Source organism: Pseudomonas sp. PARCl1, from assembly GCF_947311875.1.
Taxonomy (GTDB): Bacteria; Pseudomonadota; Gammaproteobacteria; order Pseudomonadales; family Pseudomonadaceae; genus Aquipseudomonas; species Aquipseudomonas juntendi.
In genome coordinates, this window is the sequence record NZ_CAMZMX010000010.1 from 61,072 (window position 1) to 79,204 (window position 18,133).

Annotated in this window: 16 protein-coding genes; 15 read left to right on the forward strand and 1 reads right to left on the reverse strand. The window is 63.9% G+C overall.

The genetic code is table 11. The features are described 5' to 3' along the window. From rsmH to lpxC, 15 genes are all read left to right on the forward strand, one after another. Positions 1-942, forward strand: coding sequence for a 16S rRNA (cytosine(1402)-N(4))-methyltransferase RsmH (rsmH, locus tag QME24_RS08080; RefSeq protein WP_173891735.1), 942 nt, complete (start codon positions 1-3; stop codon positions 940-942). Then, positions 939-1,232, forward strand: a complete 294-nt coding sequence (gene ftsL / locus QME24_RS08085) for a cell division protein FtsL (RefSeq protein ID WP_009684421.1) — start codon at positions 939-941, stop codon at positions 1,230-1,232. Before rsmH ends, ftsL begins: the two co-directional genes overlap by 4 nt. After that, a complete protein-coding gene (locus QME24_RS08090; protein ID WP_280091479.1) occupies positions 1,232-2,980 on the forward strand; it encodes a penicillin-binding protein 2 in 1,749 nt (582 codons plus the stop codon). The genes ftsL and QME24_RS08090 overlap by 1 nt, the downstream gene beginning before the upstream one ends. Next, positions 2,980-4,467 (forward strand): UDP-N-acetylmuramoyl-L-alanyl-D-glutamate--2,6-diaminopimelate ligase, encoded by a 1,488-nt coding sequence (locus QME24_RS08095; RefSeq protein ID WP_280091478.1) that lies wholly within the window; start codon positions 2,980-2,982, stop codon positions 4,465-4,467. Before QME24_RS08090 ends, QME24_RS08095 begins: the two co-directional genes overlap by 1 nt. After that, positions 4,460-5,827, forward strand: coding sequence for a UDP-N-acetylmuramoyl-tripeptide--D-alanyl-D-alanine ligase (gene murF / locus QME24_RS08100; RefSeq protein ID WP_029886555.1), 1,368 nt, complete (start codon positions 4,460-4,462; stop codon positions 5,825-5,827). The genes QME24_RS08095 and murF overlap by 8 nt, the downstream gene beginning before the upstream one ends. Further along, positions 5,827-6,909: a phospho-N-acetylmuramoyl-pentapeptide-transferase gene (gene mraY, locus QME24_RS08105; RefSeq protein WP_003251852.1), complete on the forward strand. Its 1,083-nt coding sequence runs from the start codon at positions 5,827-5,829 to the stop codon at positions 6,907-6,909. Before murF ends, mraY begins: the two co-directional genes overlap by 1 nt. A gap of 6 nt (positions 6,910-6,915) precedes the next feature. Next, a complete protein-coding gene (gene murD, locus QME24_RS08110; RefSeq protein WP_054905348.1) occupies positions 6,916-8,262 on the forward strand; it encodes a UDP-N-acetylmuramoyl-L-alanine--D-glutamate ligase in 1,347 nt (448 codons plus the stop codon). Then, a complete protein-coding gene (gene ftsW, locus QME24_RS08115) occupies positions 8,262-9,473 on the forward strand; it encodes a putative lipid II flippase FtsW (protein ID WP_177331337.1) in 1,212 nt (403 codons plus the stop codon). Before murD ends, ftsW begins: the two co-directional genes overlap by 1 nt. Beyond that, the gene (murG, locus tag QME24_RS08120) at positions 9,463-10,542 is read left to right on the forward strand and encodes an undecaprenyldiphospho-muramoylpentapeptide beta-N-acetylglucosaminyltransferase (RefSeq protein WP_029886558.1); all 1,080 of its coding nucleotides are present in this window, start codon (positions 9,463-9,465) and stop codon (positions 10,540-10,542) included. The genes ftsW and murG overlap by 11 nt, the downstream gene beginning before the upstream one ends. Next, the gene (gene murC, locus QME24_RS08125) at positions 10,535-11,983 is read left to right on the forward strand and encodes a UDP-N-acetylmuramate--L-alanine ligase (protein WP_029886559.1); all 1,449 of its coding nucleotides are present in this window, start codon (positions 10,535-10,537) and stop codon (positions 11,981-11,983) included. Before murG ends, murC begins: the two co-directional genes overlap by 8 nt. Beyond that, entirely contained in the window at positions 11,980-12,936 is a 957-nt protein-coding gene (locus QME24_RS08130) for a D-alanine--D-alanine ligase (RefSeq protein ID WP_029886560.1), read from the forward strand. The genes murC and QME24_RS08130 overlap by 4 nt, the downstream gene beginning before the upstream one ends. 5 nt (positions 12,937-12,941) lie before the next feature. After that, on the forward strand, positions 12,942-13,811 hold the full coding sequence (locus QME24_RS08135; protein ID WP_173890965.1) for a cell division protein FtsQ/DivIB: 870 nt from the start codon (positions 12,942-12,944) through the stop codon (positions 13,809-13,811). Positions 13,812-13,825: 14 nt separating this feature from the next. Next, positions 13,826-15,088: a cell division protein FtsA gene (gene ftsA, locus QME24_RS08140; protein WP_009684408.1), complete on the forward strand. Its 1,263-nt coding sequence runs from the start codon at positions 13,826-13,828 to the stop codon at positions 15,086-15,088. A gap of 55 nt (positions 15,089-15,143) precedes the next feature. Further along, a complete protein-coding gene (ftsZ, locus tag QME24_RS08145; RefSeq protein ID WP_009684407.1) occupies positions 15,144-16,340 on the forward strand; it encodes a cell division protein FtsZ in 1,197 nt (398 codons plus the stop codon). Positions 16,341-16,452: 112 nt separating this feature from the next. Further along, a complete protein-coding gene (gene lpxC / locus QME24_RS08150; protein WP_003260771.1) occupies positions 16,453-17,364 on the forward strand; it encodes a UDP-3-O-acyl-N-acetylglucosamine deacetylase in 912 nt (303 codons plus the stop codon). 53 nt (positions 17,365-17,417) lie between these two features. Here lpxC and QME24_RS08155 read toward each other — a convergent pair whose 3' ends face one another. Continuing rightward, the gene (locus QME24_RS08155; protein ID WP_009684406.1) at positions 17,418-17,873 is read right to left on the reverse strand and encodes a DciA family protein; all 456 of its coding nucleotides are present in this window, start codon (positions 17,871-17,873) and stop codon (positions 17,418-17,420) included. Positions 17,874-18,133: the final 260 nt, after the last annotated feature.

Below are 18,133 nucleotides of genomic sequence, written 5' to 3' on the forward strand. Positions count from 1 at the left end.
ATAGATAGCGGCTTCAACCACATTACCGTCCTGCTCGACGAAGCTGTCGAGGCATTGGCCTTGCGCGCCGACGGTTGCTATCTGGACGGCACGTTCGGCCGTGGCGGACACAGCCGCCTGATCCTCAGCAAGCTCGGGCCGCAAGGGCGGCTGCTGGGCTTCGACAAAGACCCACAAGCGATTGCCACAGGGCAAGCGCTGGCGGCCGAAGACGGCCGCTTTGTCATTGTGCAGCGCAGCTTTGCCGAGCTGGGCGCAGAAGTGGCCGAGCGCGGCCTGCATGGCAAGGTCAGCGGCGTGTTGCTGGACCTTGGCGTGTCCTCGCCGCAACTGGACGACCCCGAGCGGGGCTTCAGCTTTCTCAATGATGGCCCGCTGGACATGCGCATGAACCCCGATCAGGGCGTCAGCGCTGCCGAATTCATTGCCACCGCACCGGTGGAAGAAATTGCCCGCGTGTTCAAGGAATACGGCGAAGAGCGCTTTGCCGGGCGCATGGCGCGTGCCGTGGTCGAGCGCCGCGAAAAGCAGCCGTTCACCCGCACTGCCGACCTGGCAGAGGTGCTCAAGGTGGCCAACCCGGCCTGGGAAAAGGGCAAGAACCCGGCTACCCGCGCCTTCCAGGGCTTGCGCATTCACGTCAACAATGAACTGGGTGACCTGGAGGCGGGCCTCGAGGCCGCGCTCGACGCACTTGAAGTTGGCGGTCGGCTGGCGGTCATCAGCTTCCACTCGCTGGAAGACCGCATCGTCAAACTGTTCATGCGCAAGCTGGTCAAGGGCGAGGCCGACAACCTGCCACGCAACCTGCCGGTACAGCACAAGGTCTTCGAGCCCAAGGTCAAGCTCATCGGCAAGGCCCAGTTCGCCTCCGAAGCCGAGCTCAAGGCCAACCCGCGGTCGCGCAGCGCCGTGATGCGTGTGGCGGAGAAGTTGCGGTGAGCAGGCTGTTCGCCAAGCCCTTGCCAGGCGGGAGCTTCCTGATGCTCCTGCTGTTCGTTGCCGTGCTGGTTTCGGCCATTGCGGTGTCCTACAGCGCGCACTGGAACCGCCAGTTGCTCAATACCCTGTACGGTGAGCTGAACGAGCGTGACAAGGCCCAGGCCGAGTGGGGCCGGTTGATCCTCGAGCAGAGCACCTGGACCGCGGCCAGCCGTATCGAAAACCTTGCGTCCGAGCAATTGAAGATGCGCGTGCCTGCGGCTGACGAAGTGCGGATGGTGGCGCCATGATGAAACTCGAAGGCGCACTGTACCCATGGCGTTTCCGCGTGGTCATCGGCCTGCTGGCACTCATGGTCGGCGCCATCTGCTGGCGCATCATCGACCTGCAGGTGGTCGACCGTGACTTCCTCAAGGGCCAGGGCGACGCGCGCAGCCTGCGCCATATCTCGATCCCGGCCCACCGTGGGCTGATTACCGACCGCAACGGTGAGCCATTGGCGGTCAGTACCCCGGTCACGACCCTGTGGGCCAACCCCAAGGAAATGCAGGCCTCCAAAGAGCGCTGGCCGCAATTGGCAGCAGCGTTGGGGCAAAACCCGCAGCAGCTGAACGAGCGCCTGACCCAGCAGGCCAACAAAGAGTTCATCTACCTGGTCCGCGGCCTGACCCCGGAGCAGGGCCAGCATGTGCTCGACCTGAAAGTGCCCGGCGTGTACGGGCTGGAAGAATTCCGCCGGTTCTACCCGGCCGGTGATGTCACTGCGCATATGGTCGGCTTCACAGACCTGGACGACCACGGGCGCGAAGGGGTCGAGCTGGCCTATGACGAGTGGCTGGCCGGCGTGCCTGGCAAGCGCCAGGTCATCAAGGACCGGCGCGGCCGGCTGATCAAGGATATTCAGGTCACCAAGAACGCCAAGGCCGGGAAGACCTTGGCGTTGTCGATTGACCTGCGTCTGCAGTACCTGGCTACACGCGAGCTGCGCAACGCCATTGCCGAACAGAACGCCAAGGCCGGCAGCCTGGTGATCATGGACGTCAAGACCGGTGAGGTCCTGGCCATGGTCAACCAGCCGACCTACAACCCCAACAACCGCCGCAGCATGTTCCCGGCGGCCATGCGTAACCGGGCGATCATCGACGTGTTCGAGCCAGGTTCGACGGTGAAGCCGATCTCCATGAGCGCAGCGCTGGAAAGCGGCCGCTGGAAACCTACCGACAAGGTCGAGGTATACCCCGGCAGCCTGCAGATCGGCCGCTACACCATCAAGGACGTGTCGCGCAGCGAGGGTCCGATCCTCGACCTGACCGGCATCCTGATCAACTCCAGTAACGTGGGCATGAGCAAGATCGCCTTCGACATCGGTGGCGAGGCCATCTACCGCGTGATGTCCCAGGTCGGCCTGGGCCAGTACACCGGCCTTGGCTTCCCGGGTGAGCGTGTCGGCAACCTGCCGAACCACCGCGAGTGGCGCAAGGCCGAGACGGCCACCCTGTCTTACGGCTACGGCGTGTCGGTGACCGCCCTGCAGTTGGTGCATGCCTACGCGGCATTGGCCAACGACGGCAAGATGATCCCGCTGTCGATCCTCAAGGTGGACAAGGCACCCGAGGCCGTGCAGGCCATTCCGAAGGAAACCGCGGAAACCATCCAGGGCATGTTGCAGCAGGTGATCGAGGCGCCGCGTGGGGTGTTCCGCGCCCAGGTGCCGTTCTACCACGTGGCCGGCAAGTCCGGTACTGCACGTAAAGCCACGGTGGGTTCCAAGGGGTACACCGAAAATGCCTACCGCTCGCTGTTCGCGGGCTTCGGCCCGATGAGCGATCCGCGTTACGCCATCGTCGTGGTGATCGACGAACCGGGCAAGGGTGGCTACTTCGGTGGCCTGGTTTCGGCACCGGTGTTCAGCAAGGTCATGTCCGGCACCCTGCGCCTGATGAACGTGCCGCCAGACAACCTGCCGCCGCCAGCTGCTGTTGCACCTGCCGGGCAACCCCAAGTCAATGCTGCCGCTGCCAAGGGAGGGCGTGGGTGATGACAATGCCATTGAGCAAACTGTTCGCACACGCCAGCCGCGATCCGATGATCCGCGAACTGACCCTGGACAGCCGCAACGTGCGCCCGGGTGACTTGTTCCTGGCAGTGCCGGGGGCCAAGGTCGATGGCCGTGGGCACATTGCCGATGCCTTGGCCCGTGGTGCTGCCGCCGTGGCTTATGAAGAGCAGGGCGCCAACGTGCTGCCGTTGACCGATGTGCCGCTGATCCCGGTCAAAGGCCTGATCGCTCAGCTGTCGGATATTGCCGGCCGCTTCTATGGCGAGCCCAGCCGGCAGCTGGACCTGGTCGGCGTGACCGGTACCAACGGCAAGACCAGTGTCACCCAGTTGCTGGCGCAGGCGTTGGAGCTGCTCGGCAAGCGCTGCGGCCTGATCGGCACCCTCGGTACCGGGTTCTACGGTGAACTGCAAAGTGGCCGCCTGACCACCCCTGACCCGATTGCCGTGCAGTCGACGCTGTATGGCCTGAAAAAGGCTGGCGCCAAAGCCGTGGCCATGGAGGTGTCCTCCCATGCCCTGGAACAAGGCCGCGTGGCTGCACTGGCTTTCGACATTGCGGTGATGACCAACCTGTCCCGCGATCACCTCGACTATCACGGCAGCATGCAGGCGTACGAAGCGGCCAAGGCCAAGCTGTTCGCCTGGCCGAGCCTGCGCTGCCAGGTGGTGAACCTGGACGACGAGTTCGGTCGGCGCCTGGCTCAAGCTTTCGAGGATAGGGCGCCGGCAGATCCTATCGAGTCACGGCTGCTCAGCTATAGCCTGGAAAACCCGGACGCGGCGCTGTTCTGCACCAAGGCCAAGTTCGATGACGATGGCGTGCGCGCCACATTGGTCACTGCCCAGGGTGAGCGCATTCTGCGCAGCCAGTTGCTCGGCCGTTTCAACCTGAGCAACATGCTGGCGGCGGTGGCAACCCTGCTGGCAATGGACTTTGCCCTTGACGAGATCCTCGGCGTCATCCCCAAACTGCAAGGGCCGGTAGGCCGCATGCAGCGCCTGGGTGGCGGCGCCAAGCCACTGGTGGTGGTCGACTACGCACATACGCCAGATGCGCTGGAGAAGGTTCTGGAAGCCCTGCGCCCGCATGCTCACGGCCAGCTGCTGTGCCTGTTCGGCTGCGGTGGCGACCGTGATCGCGGCAAGCGCCCACTGATGGCCGAAGTGGCCGAGCGCCTGGCGGACCGCGTACTGGTCACCGACGACAACCCGCGTAGCGAAGACCCGCTGCGTATCTTCGAGGACATTCGCCCCGGTTTTGCCAAGCCTGACGGGGTGGAGTTCATCGCTGGCCGCGGCGCGGCCATTGCGCACCTGATTGCCACCGCTGCTGCCGACGACGTGATCGTGCTGGCCGGCAAGGGGCACGAGGATTACCAGGAGATCAACGGCGAGCGCCATGGTTTCTCCGACTTGATCGAAGCCGAAAAGGCACTTGCAGCCTGGGAGGCTCCGCATGCTTAAGCCCATGTCACTCAGCCAGCTGGCCCCGCTGCTGAACGGTCAGCAGATCGGCGCCGATGCGGCGTTCACCGGCGTCAGCATCGACAGCCGCAGTGTCAGTGCCGGGCAACTGTTCGTCGCCCTGACCGGCCCGCGTTTCGACGGCCACGACTACCTGGCCGATGTCAAAGCCAAGGGTGCCGTCGCGGCGCTGGTCGAGCGCGAGGTGGCCGATGTCGACCTGCCGCAATTGCGCGTGGCTGACTGCCGCCTGGCCCTGGGCCAGCTCGGGGCACTGAACCGTGCCGCCTACGACAAGCCAGTGGTGGCCATTACCGGTTCCAGCGGCAAGACCACAGTCAAGGAAATGCTTGCCAGCATCCTGCGCACCCGTGGTCTTGTGCACGCCACCCGTGGCAACCTCAACAACGACCTCGGTGCGCCGCTGACACTGCTGGAAATCGCTGCGCAGCACAGTGCTGCGGTGATCGAGCTGGGCGCTTCGCGCATCGGTGAAATTCGCTACACCGTCGGCCTGACCCGGCCGCAGGTGGTCGTCATCAACAACGCCGGTACCGCCCATGTTGGCGAGTTCGGCGGCCCGGAGAAAATCGTCGAAGCCAAAGGCGAGATCCTTGAAGGCCTGGGCGAGGGCGGTATCGCCATTCTCAACCTGGACGACAAGGCCTTCGCGACCTGGAAGGCCCGTGCCGGGGCGCACAAGGTCATCAGCTTCGCCCGCAGCGACGCCCGTGCCGACTTCCATGCCAGCGCCATTGGGCGCGACGCCCGTGGTTGCCCGTCATTCCAGCTGCATGGCGCCGGCGAGGTGGCCCAGGTGCAGCTCAATGTGCTCGGTGAGCACAATGTCAGCAACGCCCTGGCCGCTGCCGCCGCTGCCCATGCCGTTGGTCTGAGCCTGGCTGGCATTGCAGCTGGCCTTGCGGCGGTGCAGCCGGTCAAGGGCCGCACCGTGGCGCAGATCGCGCCCAGTGGCGTGCGTGTGATCGACGACAGTTACAACGCAAATCCCACCTCGATGTGCGCGGCCATTGATATACTCGCCGGCTTCTCCGGCCGCACCGTCCTGGTGCTTGGGGATATCGGCGAACTGGGGCAGTGGGCGGAAGAAGGCCACCGGCAGGTGGGTGACTACGCGCGCGGCAAGGTCGACGCCCTGTACGCAGTGGGTTCCAACATGAAACATGCGGTCGAGGCGTTCGGCGCCAATGGCCGTCATTTCGCTACTCAAGCTGAGCTGATCGACGCGGTTAGTGCCGAAAACGCCAGCGACACCACTATTTTGATCAAGGGCTCGCGCAGCGCTGCGATGGAAAACGTCGTGGCGGCTTTGTGCGGTGCCAGCGGGGAGAAACATTAATGCTGCTGCTGTTGGCCGAGTATCTGCAACAGTTCCACAAAGGCTTCGCGGTCTTCCAGTACCTGTCCCTGCGCGGGATTCTGGGTGTACTGACCGCGTTGTCCCTGGCGCTGTGGCTGGGGCCGTGGATGATCCGTACGCTGCAAATTCGCCAGATCGGCCAGGCCGTACGTAACGACGGCCCGCAATCGCACCTGTCCAAGTCCGGCACCCCGACCATGGGCGGCGCACTGATCCTGTCGGCCATCGCTGTCAGCACCCTGCTGTGGGCCGACCTGAGCAACCGCTACGTCTGGGTGGTGCTGATCGTCACCCTGGCCTTCGGTGCCATCGGCTGGGTCGACGACTACCGCAAGGTGATCGAAAAGAATTCGCGGGGCCTGCCAAGCCGCTGGAAGTACTTCTGGCAGTCGGTGTTCGGCCTGGCGGCGGCGGTGTTCCTGTACAAGACCGCACCGACCAGCGTCGAAACCACGCTGATCCTGCCCTTCATCAAGGACGTCACCATTCCGCTGGGCGTCGGCTTCGTGGTGCTGACCTACTTCGTCATCGTCGGCTCCAGCAACGCGGTCAACCTCACCGACGGCCTCGACGGCCTGGCGATCATGCCCACGGTGATGGTCGGCGGCGCGCTGGGCATCTTCTGCTACCTGTCGGGTAACGTGAAATTCGCCGAGTACCTGCTGATTCCCTACGTGCCTGGCTCGGGCGAACTGATCGTGTTCTGTGGCGCCTTGATCGGTGCCGGCCTGGGCTTTTTGTGGTTCAACACCTACCCGGCACAAGTCTTCATGGGTGACGTCGGCGCGCTGGCGCTGGGCGCTGCCCTGGGCACCATCGCGGTGATCGTGCGCCAGGAAATCGTGCTGTTCATCATGGGCGGCATCTTTGTCGTGGAAACCCTGTCGGTGGTGATTCAAGTCGCCTCGTTCAAGCTGACCGGCAAACGGGTGTTCCGCATGGCACCGATCCACCACCACTTTGAACTCAAGGGCTGGCCAGAGCCACGCGTGATCGTCCGCTTCTGGATCATCACCGTGATCCTGGTGCTGATCGGCCTTGCCACCCTGAAACTGAGGTAGATGAGCGTGTCTTTGATCGCTTCCGACCAATTCCGCATCGTTGTCGGCCTCGGCAAGAGCGGCATGTCCCTGGTTCGCTTCCTGGCGAGCCGGGGCATTGCCTTTGCGGTCGCCGACACCCGCGAGCAACCGCCGGAACTGGACACCCTGCGCCGTGATTACCCGCAGGTGGAAGTGCGTTGTGGTGAACTGGACGTGGACTTCCTGTGCCGCGCCAACGAGCTGTACGTGAGCCCTGGCCTGGCCCTGGCTACCCCGGCCCTGCAGCAGGCCGCAGCGCGGGGCGTGCAGCTGTCGGGGGATATCGAGCTGTTCGCCCGCCATGCCAAGGCGCCGATCATCGCCATCAGCGGTTCCAACGCCAAGAGCACCGTGACCACGCTGGTGGGTGAAATGGCAGCCAAAGCCGGCAAGCGCGTGGCCGTGGGCGGTAACCTGGGGACCCCGGCACTGGACCTGCTGGCCGACGACGTCGAGCTGTACGTGCTGGAGCTGTCGAGCTTCCAGCTGGAAACCACCGACCAGCTCAATGCCGAAGTGGCCACCGTGCTGAACATCAGCGAAGACCACATGGACCGCTACAGCGGCCTGCCGGCCTATCACCTGGCCAAGCACCGCATCTTCCGCGGTGCCAGGCAGGTGGTCGTGAACCGCCAGGACGCCCTGAGCCGGCCACTGCCGGTAGAAGGCCGACCTTGCTGGTCCTTCGGCCTCAACCAACCAGACTTCAAGGCATTCGGCCTGCGCGAAGTGGATGGCGAGAAATACCTGGCGTTCGAATTCCAGGCATTGCTGCCGGTGCGCGAGCTGAAGATTCGCGGCGCCCATAACCAGAGCAATGCACTGGCGGCGTTGGCCTTGGGCCATGCTGCCGGGTTGCCGTTCGAGCCGATGCTCGAAGCGCTGCGCGAATTCGCGGGCCTGGCCCACCGTTGCCAGTGGGTGCGCGAGCGTGACGGCGTGAACTGGTACGACGATTCCAAGGCCACCAATGTCGGTGCTGCATTGGCCGCCATCGAAGGCCTGGGGGCCGATATCGAGGGCAAGCTGGTGTTGATCGCTGGTGGCGACGGCAAAGGCGCCGAGTTCGGCGCCCTGCGTGAACCGGTCAAGCGGTTTTGCCGCGCCGTGGTGTTGCTGGGCCGTGATGCCGAGCGCCTTGCCCAAGCCTTGGGTGATGACGTGCCGCTGGTGCGGGTAAAAACCCTCGACGACGCCGTGCAACAGTGCGCCGACCTGGCCCGGGCCGGGGATGCCGTGCTGTTGTCGCCAGCCTGCGCCAGCCTCGACATGTTCCGGAACTTCGAAGAACGCGGGCGGCTGTTCGCCCAGGCAGCGGGGGCCCTGGCATGATCTTCGGTGTGCTCAAGCCGTATCCGTCGCCGCTGATCAGCGGCCGTGGCATCGACCTCGACTTCGCGATGCTGGCCGGCTGCCTGGCCTTGCTCGGCCTGGGCCTGGTGATGATCACCTCGGCCTCCTCGGAAGTGGCTGCAGCGCAGTCGGGCAATCCGCTGTACCACATGTTCCGCCACCTGGTGTACGTGTTCCTGGGCCTGGTGGCTTGTGGTGCGACCCTGATGATCCCGATCGCCACCTGGCAGCGCATGGGCTTCCTCATGTTGCTGGGCGCCTTCGGCTTGCTGGTGCTGGTGCTGGTGCCGGGGATCGGCCGCGAAGTGAACGGCTCCATGCGCTGGATCGGCTTCAGCTTCTTCAACGTGCAGCCTTCGGAAATCGCCAAGGTGTTCGTGGTGGTCTACCTTGCCGGGTACCTGGTGCGCCGCCAGACCGAAGTCCGCGAGACCTGGATGGGCTTCTTCAAACCCTTCATCGTGTTGCTGCCAATGGCTGCGCTGCTGCTGATGGAACCGGACTTCGGCGCCACCGTGGTGATGATGGGCGCGGCCGCGGCCATGTTGTTCCTTGGCGGTGTCGGGCTGTTCCGCTTCAGCCTCATGGTGCTGCTGGCAGTGTTGGCGGTGTTCGTTCTGGTGCAGGCGCAGCCTTACCGCATGGCGCGCCTGATCACCTTTACCGACCCATGGTCCGACCAGTTCGGCTCCGGTTACCAGTTGACCCAGGCGTTGATCGCGTTCGGCCGTGGCGAGTGGCTGGGCGTTGGCCTTGGCAACAGCGTGCAGAAGCAGTTCTACCTGCCTGAAGCGCACACCGACTTCGTGTTCTCGGTACTGGCCGAAGAGCTGGGCGTGGTCGGCTCGCTGGTGACCATCGCCCTGTTCGTGTTCGTGACCGTCCGCGCCCTGTACATCGGCCTGTGGGCGGAGAAGGCCAAGCAGTTCTTCGCCGCGTACATGGCGTTCGGCCTGGCCTTCCTGTGGATCGGCCAGTTCCTGATCAACATCGGGGTGAATGTCGGCTTGCTGCCGACCAAAGGCCTGACCCTGCCGTTCCTCAGCTACGGGGGCAGCTCGCTGGTCATCTGTTGTGCTTGCGTGGGCTTGTTGTTGCGTATCGAGTGGGAAAGCCGTACGCACCTGGGCAGCGAGGAGCACGAATTCAGCGAAAGCGATTTTGCCGAGGAGACCAGTCATGGCCGCTGACGGCAAGAACGTACTGATCATGGCCGGCGGTACCGGCGGGCACGTGTTCCCGGCCCTGGCCTGCGCCCGTGAGTTCCAGGCGCGCGGGTACAGCGTGCACTGGCTGGGCACCCCGCGCGGCATCGAGAATGAACTGGTGCCCCAGGCCGGCCTGCCGCTGCACCTGATCCAGGTCAGCGGCCTGCGCGGCAAAGGCAAGCTGTCGTTGCTCAAGGCACCCTTGACCCTGGTCAAGGCCGTTCTCCAGGCAAGGCGGATCATTCGCCAGCTCAAGCCGGTGTGCGTGCTGGGCTTTGGTGGTTATGTGACCGGCCCCGGCGGCGTGGCCGCGCGGCTGTGTGGCGTGCCGCTGGTGATCCATGAGCAGAACGCCCGCGCCGGTACCGCCAACCGCTTGCTGGTGCCGCTGTCTGCGCGGGTTTGCGAGGCGTTCCCGAACACCTTCGAGGCCAGCGACAAGCGCCGCACCACCGGCAACCCGGTGCGCCCCGAGTTGTTTCTGGATGCGCCGCGCGCGCCCCTGGCCGAACGCCGGGCACGGCTGTTGGTGCTGGGCGGCAGCCTGGGGGCGGAACCATTGAACAAATTGTTGCCTAAGGCCCTGTCCGAAGTGCCTGCTGCCGTGCGGCCCGAGGTGTTTCACCAGGCCGGCAAGCAGCACGCGCAGATCACCGCCGAGCGTTATCACGAGGCCGGCGTCGAGGCTCAGGTCGAGCCTTTCATCAAGGACATGGCCCAAGCCTATGGCTGGGCCGACATGGTGGTGTGTCGGGCGGGTGCGCTAACCGTCAGCGAGCTGGCGGCGGCAGGCCTGCCTTCGGTGCTGGTGCCGTTGCCTCACGCAATCGACGATCACCAGACCCACAACGCCCAATATCTGGCTCGCGAAGGTGCTGCCTTCCTGATGCCACAAGCGACAACTGGCGCAGCGCAGCTCGCTGAACGCCTGAACGAGGTGCTGATGCAACCCGAGAAACTCAATGTCATGGCAGGTACCGCACGGCGCCTGGCCAAACCTGCAGCAACCAGCACCGTGGTCGATATCTGCCTGGAGGTGGCCCATGGTTGAGAGCCAGAAAGCCATGCCCCAGCCGAAAATGGGTCGTATCCGTCGCATTCACTTCGTCGGTATCGGCGGCGTGGGTATGTGCGGCATTGCCGAAGTGTTGCTGAACCTGGGCTATGAAGTGTCCGGTTCCGACCTGAAAGCCTCGCCGGTCACCGAGCGCCTGGAGTCATTCGGTGCCGAGATCTTCGTCGGCCACCGTGCCGAGAACGCTGCCACTGCCGATGTGCTGGTGGTTTCCAGCGCCATCAACCCGGCCAACCCGGAAGTGGCCACCGCCCTCGAGCGGCGCATTCCGGTGGTACCGCGTGCCGAGATGCTCGCCGAACTGATGCGCTACCGCCATGGTGTGGCAGTCGCCGGTACACACGGCAAGACCACCACCACCAGCCTGCTGGCCTCGGTATTCGCCGCAGGCGGTCTGGACCCGACCTTCGTCATCGGTGGTCGCCTGACCGCGGCCGGCACCAATGCCCAGCTGGGCACCAGCCGCTACCTGATCGCCGAAGCCGATGAAAGCGATGCCAGCTTCCTGCACCTGCAGCCGATGGTGGCTGTGGTCACCAACATCGACGCCGACCACATGGCGACCTATGAAGGCGACTTCAACAAACTGAAGAAAACCTTCGTCGAATTCCTGCACAACCTGCCGTTCTATGGCCTGGCGGTGATGTGCCTGGACGACCCGGTGGTACGCGAGATTCTGCCGCAGGTGAAGCGCCCGACCGTGACCTACGGTTTCAGCGAAGAGGCCGACATCCGCGCCATCAATGTGCGCCAGCAGGGTATGCAGACCCATTTCACCGTGCTGCGCCGCGACTGCGAGCCGCTGGACGTGTCGGTGAACATGCCGGGCAACCACAACGTGCTCAATGCCCTGGCCACCATCGCCATTGCCACTGACGAAGGCATCACTGACGAAGCCATCGTGCAGGGCCTTTCCGGCTTCCAGGGCGTTGGCCGTCGCTTCCAGGTCTACGGCGAGCTGCCGGTTGAAGACGGCAGCGTGATGCTGGTCGATGACTACGGCCACCACCCGACCGAAGTGGCCGCCGTGATCAAGGCTGTGCGCGGTGGCTGGCCAAGCCGCCGCCTGGTGATCGTCTACCAGCCGCACCGCTATAGCCGCACCCGCGACCTTTACGACGATTTCGTTCAGGTGCTGGGCGATGCCAACGTGCTGCTGCTGATGGAGGTGTACCCGGCTGGCGAAGAGCCAATCCCCGGTGCCGACAGCCGGCAGCTGTGCCACAGCATTCGCCAGCGCGGCAAGCTCGACCCGATCTACATCGAACGTGGCGCCGAGCTGGCGCCACTGGTCAAGCCGTTGCTGCGCGCTGGCGACATCCTGCTCTGCCAGGGTGCCGGTGACGTTGGCGGCCTGGCCCCGCAACTGATGAAAAGCCCGCTGTTCGCTGGCGCCAAGCAGGAGAAGTCGAAATGACCAGCGCCTACGACAAGCTGCACTCTACCCTCGACGTGAAAGCGTTTGGCCGCGTTGCCGTGCTGTACGGCGGCAAGAGTGCCGAGCGCGAAGTGTCGCTCAAGTCCGGCGCCGCCGTGATCGATGCGCTGACCACCGCCGGTGTGGACGTCGTTGCCATCGACGTCGGTGACGACCTGCTCGACCGCCTGCAGAACGAGAAGATCGACCGCGCCTTCATCATCCTCCACGGCCGTGGCGGTGAGGATGGCAGCATGCAGGGGCTGCTGGAGTGCCTGGGCATCCCTTATACCGGTAGCGGCATCCTCGCTTCGGCCCTGGCCATGGACAAGCTGCGTACCAAGCAGGTGTGGCAGAGCCTGGGCATTCCTACCCCGCGCCACGCGGTGCTGGCGAGTGAAAGCGATTGTTTGCAGGCCAGTACGGAACTGGGCTTCCCGCTGATCGTCAAACCCGCCCATGAAGGCTCTAGCATCGGCATGGCCAAGGTGAACAGCGCCGAGGAACTGATCGCCGCCTGGCAAGACGCTGCCCAGTACGATTCCCAGGTACTGGTAGAGCAGTGGATCCACGGCCCGGAGTTCACCATTGCGGTGCTGCGCGGCCAGGTGCTGCCGCCGATCGCCCTGGGTACACCGCACGTGTTCTACGACTACGACGCCAAGTACATCGCCAACGATACCCAGTACCGCATTCCGTGCGGCCTGGATAGCGCCAAGGAACAGGAACTGATCGACCTGACCGCCCGTGCCTGTGATGCCGTTGGCATCGAGGGCTGGGGGCGGCTGGACGTGATGCAGGACGAGCAAGGCCGGTTCTGGCTGCTCGAAGTAAACACCGCACCCGGCATGACCGATCATAGCCTGGTGCCCATGGCGGCCCGCGCGGCTGGCCTGGACTTCCAGCAACTGGTGCTGGCAATCCTGGCCGAAAGCGTGGCGACGCGAGGTTAATCATCATGCAAGGCGCAATGATACGTCAGCAGCAACCCGTAACCGGCCGTAGCAAGCCGGTGCCGCGTGGTGCCAGCAGGCTGGTGGCCGACGAGCCCGTATCGGCGCGCCTGCCGCGGCCCAGCCTCGGCGGCCTGAAGCGCCTGCTGTGGCCGGTATTGCTGGTGGCAGCAGGCTTCGGTGCCTACGAAGGGGCCATTCGCCTGATGCCTTATGCCGACCGGCCCATCGCCAAGATCGATGTGCAGGGCGACCTCACCTACATCAGCCAGCAGTCGGTGCAGCAGCGCATCGCCCCTTACGTGGCCGCGAGCTTCTTCAGTGTCGACCTGCCGGCGATGCGTACGGAACTCGAACAGATGCCCTGGATCGCCCACGCCGAAGTGCGCCGGGTGTGGCCTGACGAGGTGGTCATCCGCCTGGAAGAACAGCTGCCGGTGGCGCGCTGGGGCGACGAAGCCTTGCTCAACAACCAGGGCCAGGCATTCACCCCGCGCGAGCTGGCCAACTATGAGCACCTGCCGCAGCTTGCCGGGCCGCAGCGTGCCCAGCAACAAGTCATGCAGCAGTATCAGGTATTGAGCCAGATGCTGCGCCCCTTGGGCTTTTCCATCGCTCGCCTGGAGCTGCGCGAGCGAGGCAGCTGGTTCCTGACCACTGGCGCGAGCAGCGCCGGGCCGGGCATCGAGCTGCTGCTGGGGCGCGACCATCTGGTGGAGAAGATGCGCCGTTTCATTGCCATTTACGACAAGACACTCAAAGACCAGATCAGCACTATCGCCCGCATTGATCTGCGTTATTCCAACGGACTTGCCGTTGGTTGGCGGGAACCGATTGCACCGACGACGGCCCAACCCGCCGTTGCGAAGAATTAGAGAGAGGCAGGACCATGGCAAACGCGCATAGCGGCAAAATGATCGTCGGGCTGGATATTGGCACCTCCAAGGTGGTGGCGCTGGTCGGCGAAGTGGGCGAAGACGGTACCCTGGAGATCGTCGGTATCGGCACACACCCGTCCCGCGGCCTGAAAAAAGGCGTGGTGGTGAACATCGAGTCGACCGTGCAATCGATCCAGCGCGCCGTCGAAGAAGCGCAGCTGATGGCCGGCTGCCGCATCCACTCGGCGTTCGTGGGCGTCGCCGGTAACCATATCCGCAGCCTGAACTCCCACGGCATCGTCGCCATCCGTGACCGCGAGGTCAGCCTGGCCGACCTGGAGCGGGTACTGGACGCGGCCCAGGCGGTGGCCATTCCGGCAGACCAGCGCGTGCTGCACACCCTGCCGCAGGACTACGTGATCGACAACCAGGAAGGCGTCCGCGAGCCGCTGGGCATGTCTGGCGTGCGTCTGGAAGCCAAGGTTCACGTGGTGACCTGCGCGGTCAACGCGGCACAGAACATCGAAAAGTGCGTGCGCCGCTGCGGCCTGGAAATCGACGACATCATCCTCGAGCAGTTGGCTTCGGCCTATTCGGTGCTCACCGACGATGAAAAGGAACTGGGCGTGTGCCTGGTCGACATCGGTGGCGGTACCACCGACATCGCCATCTTCACCGAAGGCGCGATCCGCCACACCGCTGTCATTCCGATTGCCGGCGACCAGGTGACCAACGACATCGCCATGGCCCTGCGTACCCCGACCCAGTACGCCGAAGAAATCAAGATCCGCTACGCCTGCGCCCTGGCCAAACTGGCGGGCGCTGGCGAGACCATCAAGGTGCCGAGCGTGGGCGACCGCCCACCGCGCGAGCTGTCGCGTCAGGCCCTGGCCGAGGTGGTGGAGCCGCGTTACGACGAGCTCTTCACCCTGATCCAGGCCGAACTGCGCCGCAGCGGGTACGAGGACCTGGTGCCAGCGGGCATCGTCCTCACCGGCGGTACCGCGAAGATGGAAGGTGCCGTGGAACTGGCCGAGGAAATCTTCCACATGCCTGTACGCCTGGGCGTACCGCACAGCGTTCGGGGCCTGAGCGACGTGGTTCGCAACCCCATTTATTCCACCGGCGTGGGCTTGCTCACCTACGGCCTGCTCAAGCAGTCCGAGGACATGGTCCTGACCGGCAGCAGCAACAGCAGCAACAACAGCTATGGCGATGAACCGAAGGCCCCAGTGCTTGAACGCTTCAAGCGCTGGGTACAGGGCAACTTCTAAGTTTCAAAGCAGTAGTGGTAGGCGCAACAACTAGAGAACTGTAAGGAGAGGGAAAATGTTCGAGCTCGTAGACAACGTCCCGCAAAGCCCGGTCATCAAAGTGATCGGCGTTGGTGGTGGTGGCGGCAACGCCGTCAACCACATGGTCAAGAGCAGCATCGAAGGCGTGGAATTCATCTGCGCCAACACGGATGCTCAGGCCCTGAAAAACATTGGTGCACGCACCATCCTGCAATTGGGCACTGGCGTGACCAAGGGCCTGGGTGCTGGCGCCAATCCGGAAGTCGGCCGTCAGGCCGCACTGGAAGACCGTGAGCGCATCGCCGAAGTGCTGCAAGGCACCAACATGGTGTTCATCACCACTGGCATGGGCGGCGGTACCGGTACCGGTGCTGCACCGATCATCGCCGAAGTGGCCAAGGAAATGGGCATCCTCACCGTAGCCGTGGTGACCCGTCCGTTCCCGTTCGAGGGCCGCAAGCGCATGCAGATCGCCGATGAAGGCATCCGCATGCTGGCTGAAAGCGTCGACTCGTTGATCACCATCCCCAACGAGAAACTGCTGACCATCCTGGGCAAGGATGCCAGCCTGCTGTCCGCCTTCGCCAAAGCCGATGATGTACTGGCCGGTGCCGTGCGCGGTATCTCCGACATCATCAAGCGCCCGGGCATGATCAACGTCGACTTCGCCGACGTGCGCACCGTCATGGGTGAAATGGGCATGGCGATGATGGGTACTGGTTGCGCCAGCGGCCCGAACCGTGCACGCGAAGCCACCGAAGCAGCCATCCGCAACCCGCTGCTGGAAGATGTCAACCTGCAGGGCGCCCGCGGCATCCTGGTGAACATCACCGCTGGCCCGGACCTGTCGCTGGGTGAATACTCCGACGTGGGTAGCATCATCGAAGCCTTCGCCTCTGACCACGCCATGGTCAAGGTCGGTACCGTGATCGATCCGGACATGCGTGACGAACTGCACGTGACCGTTGTGGCCACCGGCCTGGGCGCGCGTATCGAGAAGCCTGTGAAAGTGGTCGACAACACCCTGCAGACTGCCCAGCAGGCGTACGAAGCGTCCAACCCGGCGCCAGTTCGTCAGGAGCAGCCAGCCGTGAACTACCGTGACTTGGAGCGCCCGACCGTAATGCGCAACCAGGCTCACGCCGGTGCTGCGGCAGCCGCGAAAATGAACCCTCAGGATGACCTGGATTACCTGGATATCCCGGCATTCCTGCGTCGTCAGGCTGATTAATGGAATTTATCAGGGGTATAAAGGTGATTGGTATTCATCAAAGGTTGGGTCTGTTATCATCCCCAGCCTTTGTTGATACCTGTTCGCAATTTGCGCTGAAGCGGCCAATGCCATGATTAAACAACGCACCCTGAAGAATACCATCCGTGCCACAGGTGTCGGCCTGCACTCCGGGGAGAAGGTTTACCTGACCCTCAAGCCTGCACCTGTTGACACCGGCATCGTCTTCCGCCGCGCCGACCTCGACCCTGTGGTCGAGATCCCTGCGCGTGCGGCCAACGTCGGCGAGACCACCATGTCGACGACGCTGGTCAACGGTGACGTCAAGGTCGATACGGTCGAGCACCTGCTCTCCGCCATGGCGGGCCTGGGCATCGATAACGCCTACGTCGAGCTCTCCGCCTCGGAAGTGCCGATCATGGATGGCAGCGCCGGTCCCTTCGTATTCCTGATTCAGTCTGCCGGCCTGGAAGAACAGGACGCAGCCAAGAAGTTCATCCGCATCCTGCGTGAGGTGACTGTGGAAGAGGGCGACAAGCGCGCCACTTTCCTGCCTTTCGACGGTTTCAAGGTGAGCTTCGAGATCGACTTCGATCACCCGGTCCTCAAGGGCCAGACCCAGAGCGCGGTTGTCGACTTCTCCAGCACCTCGTTCGTGAAGGAAGTCAGCCGCGCCCGCACGTTCGGTTTCATGCGTGACATCGAGTACCTGCGCAAGCACAACCTTGCGTTGGGTGGCAGTGTCGAGAATGCCATCGTGGTCGACGAGACAGGTGTGCTCAACGAAGACGGCCTTCGTTCCGATGACGAATTCGTCAAGCACAAGATCCTCGACGCCATTGGCGACCTCTACCTGCTGGGCAACAGCCTGATCGGCGAGTTCAAGGGCTACAAGTCCGGCCACGCGCTGAACAACCAGCTGTTGCGCAAGCTGATTGCCGAAACCGATGCCTGGGAAGTGGTCACGTTCGAAGATGCCAGTACGGCACCGATCTCGTACATGCGCCCTGTTGCGGCCGTGTAAGTTCGAACACTCTCTCTAGTGTTGTAATCAAGGCCACCTTCGGGTGGCCTTTTTTATTGCTTGTCGCCAGCGTGGGCGGCCAAGCGCTCCAGTGCAGCGCGCAGCTTGGGGTCGGCGATGCCCTCGGCGGTGTCACGCAGGCTTGCCGCGGCGCTGGTGGACAGCTCGGCAGCATGCCCGCCGCGTTTGGCCGGTACCAGGGGCGGCTGCACCTTGTAGAGGATGCGCCGGAGGTTGCCAAAGGCTTCCATGGCCTGCAATGCGGCCAGCAGGCGCTTCTGCTGGTAGCGCAGGCGGGTAGCCCAATGGCCATCGGTCACCACCAGCAACAAGGTGCCATCGCGCCATGAGGCCACGTGGCAATGCTCGCGGGCAGCCGGTTGCAGCTGGCTTTCCAGCAGGCGCTGCAGGTGTTCCAGGCGTTCGGCCTGGTTCAGCAGCAGGCGCAGCGGGCGCACCTGGCGCAGCAGGGCCGAGGGTGGCTGGGCGGGGGAGGGTTTGTAGGCCATGGGGGTACGCATGAGGTTACAAGATCGGCAGTTTAACACCTGTAGAACCTGTGCTGGCCGCTTCGCGGGCACGCCCGCTCCCACAGGGATTGCGCAACACTCAGGCCTGTAGTGATCCTGTGGGAGCGGGCGTGCCCGCGAAGCGGCCAGCACAGGCAACGCAAGATAAGACTGGTTCTCGATACCTTTCATGTTGCCAAACCTTGAACTCAGGGAAAATGCCCCTATCTAAACCAAGCCCCTGCCAAAGCGCTGTGCCA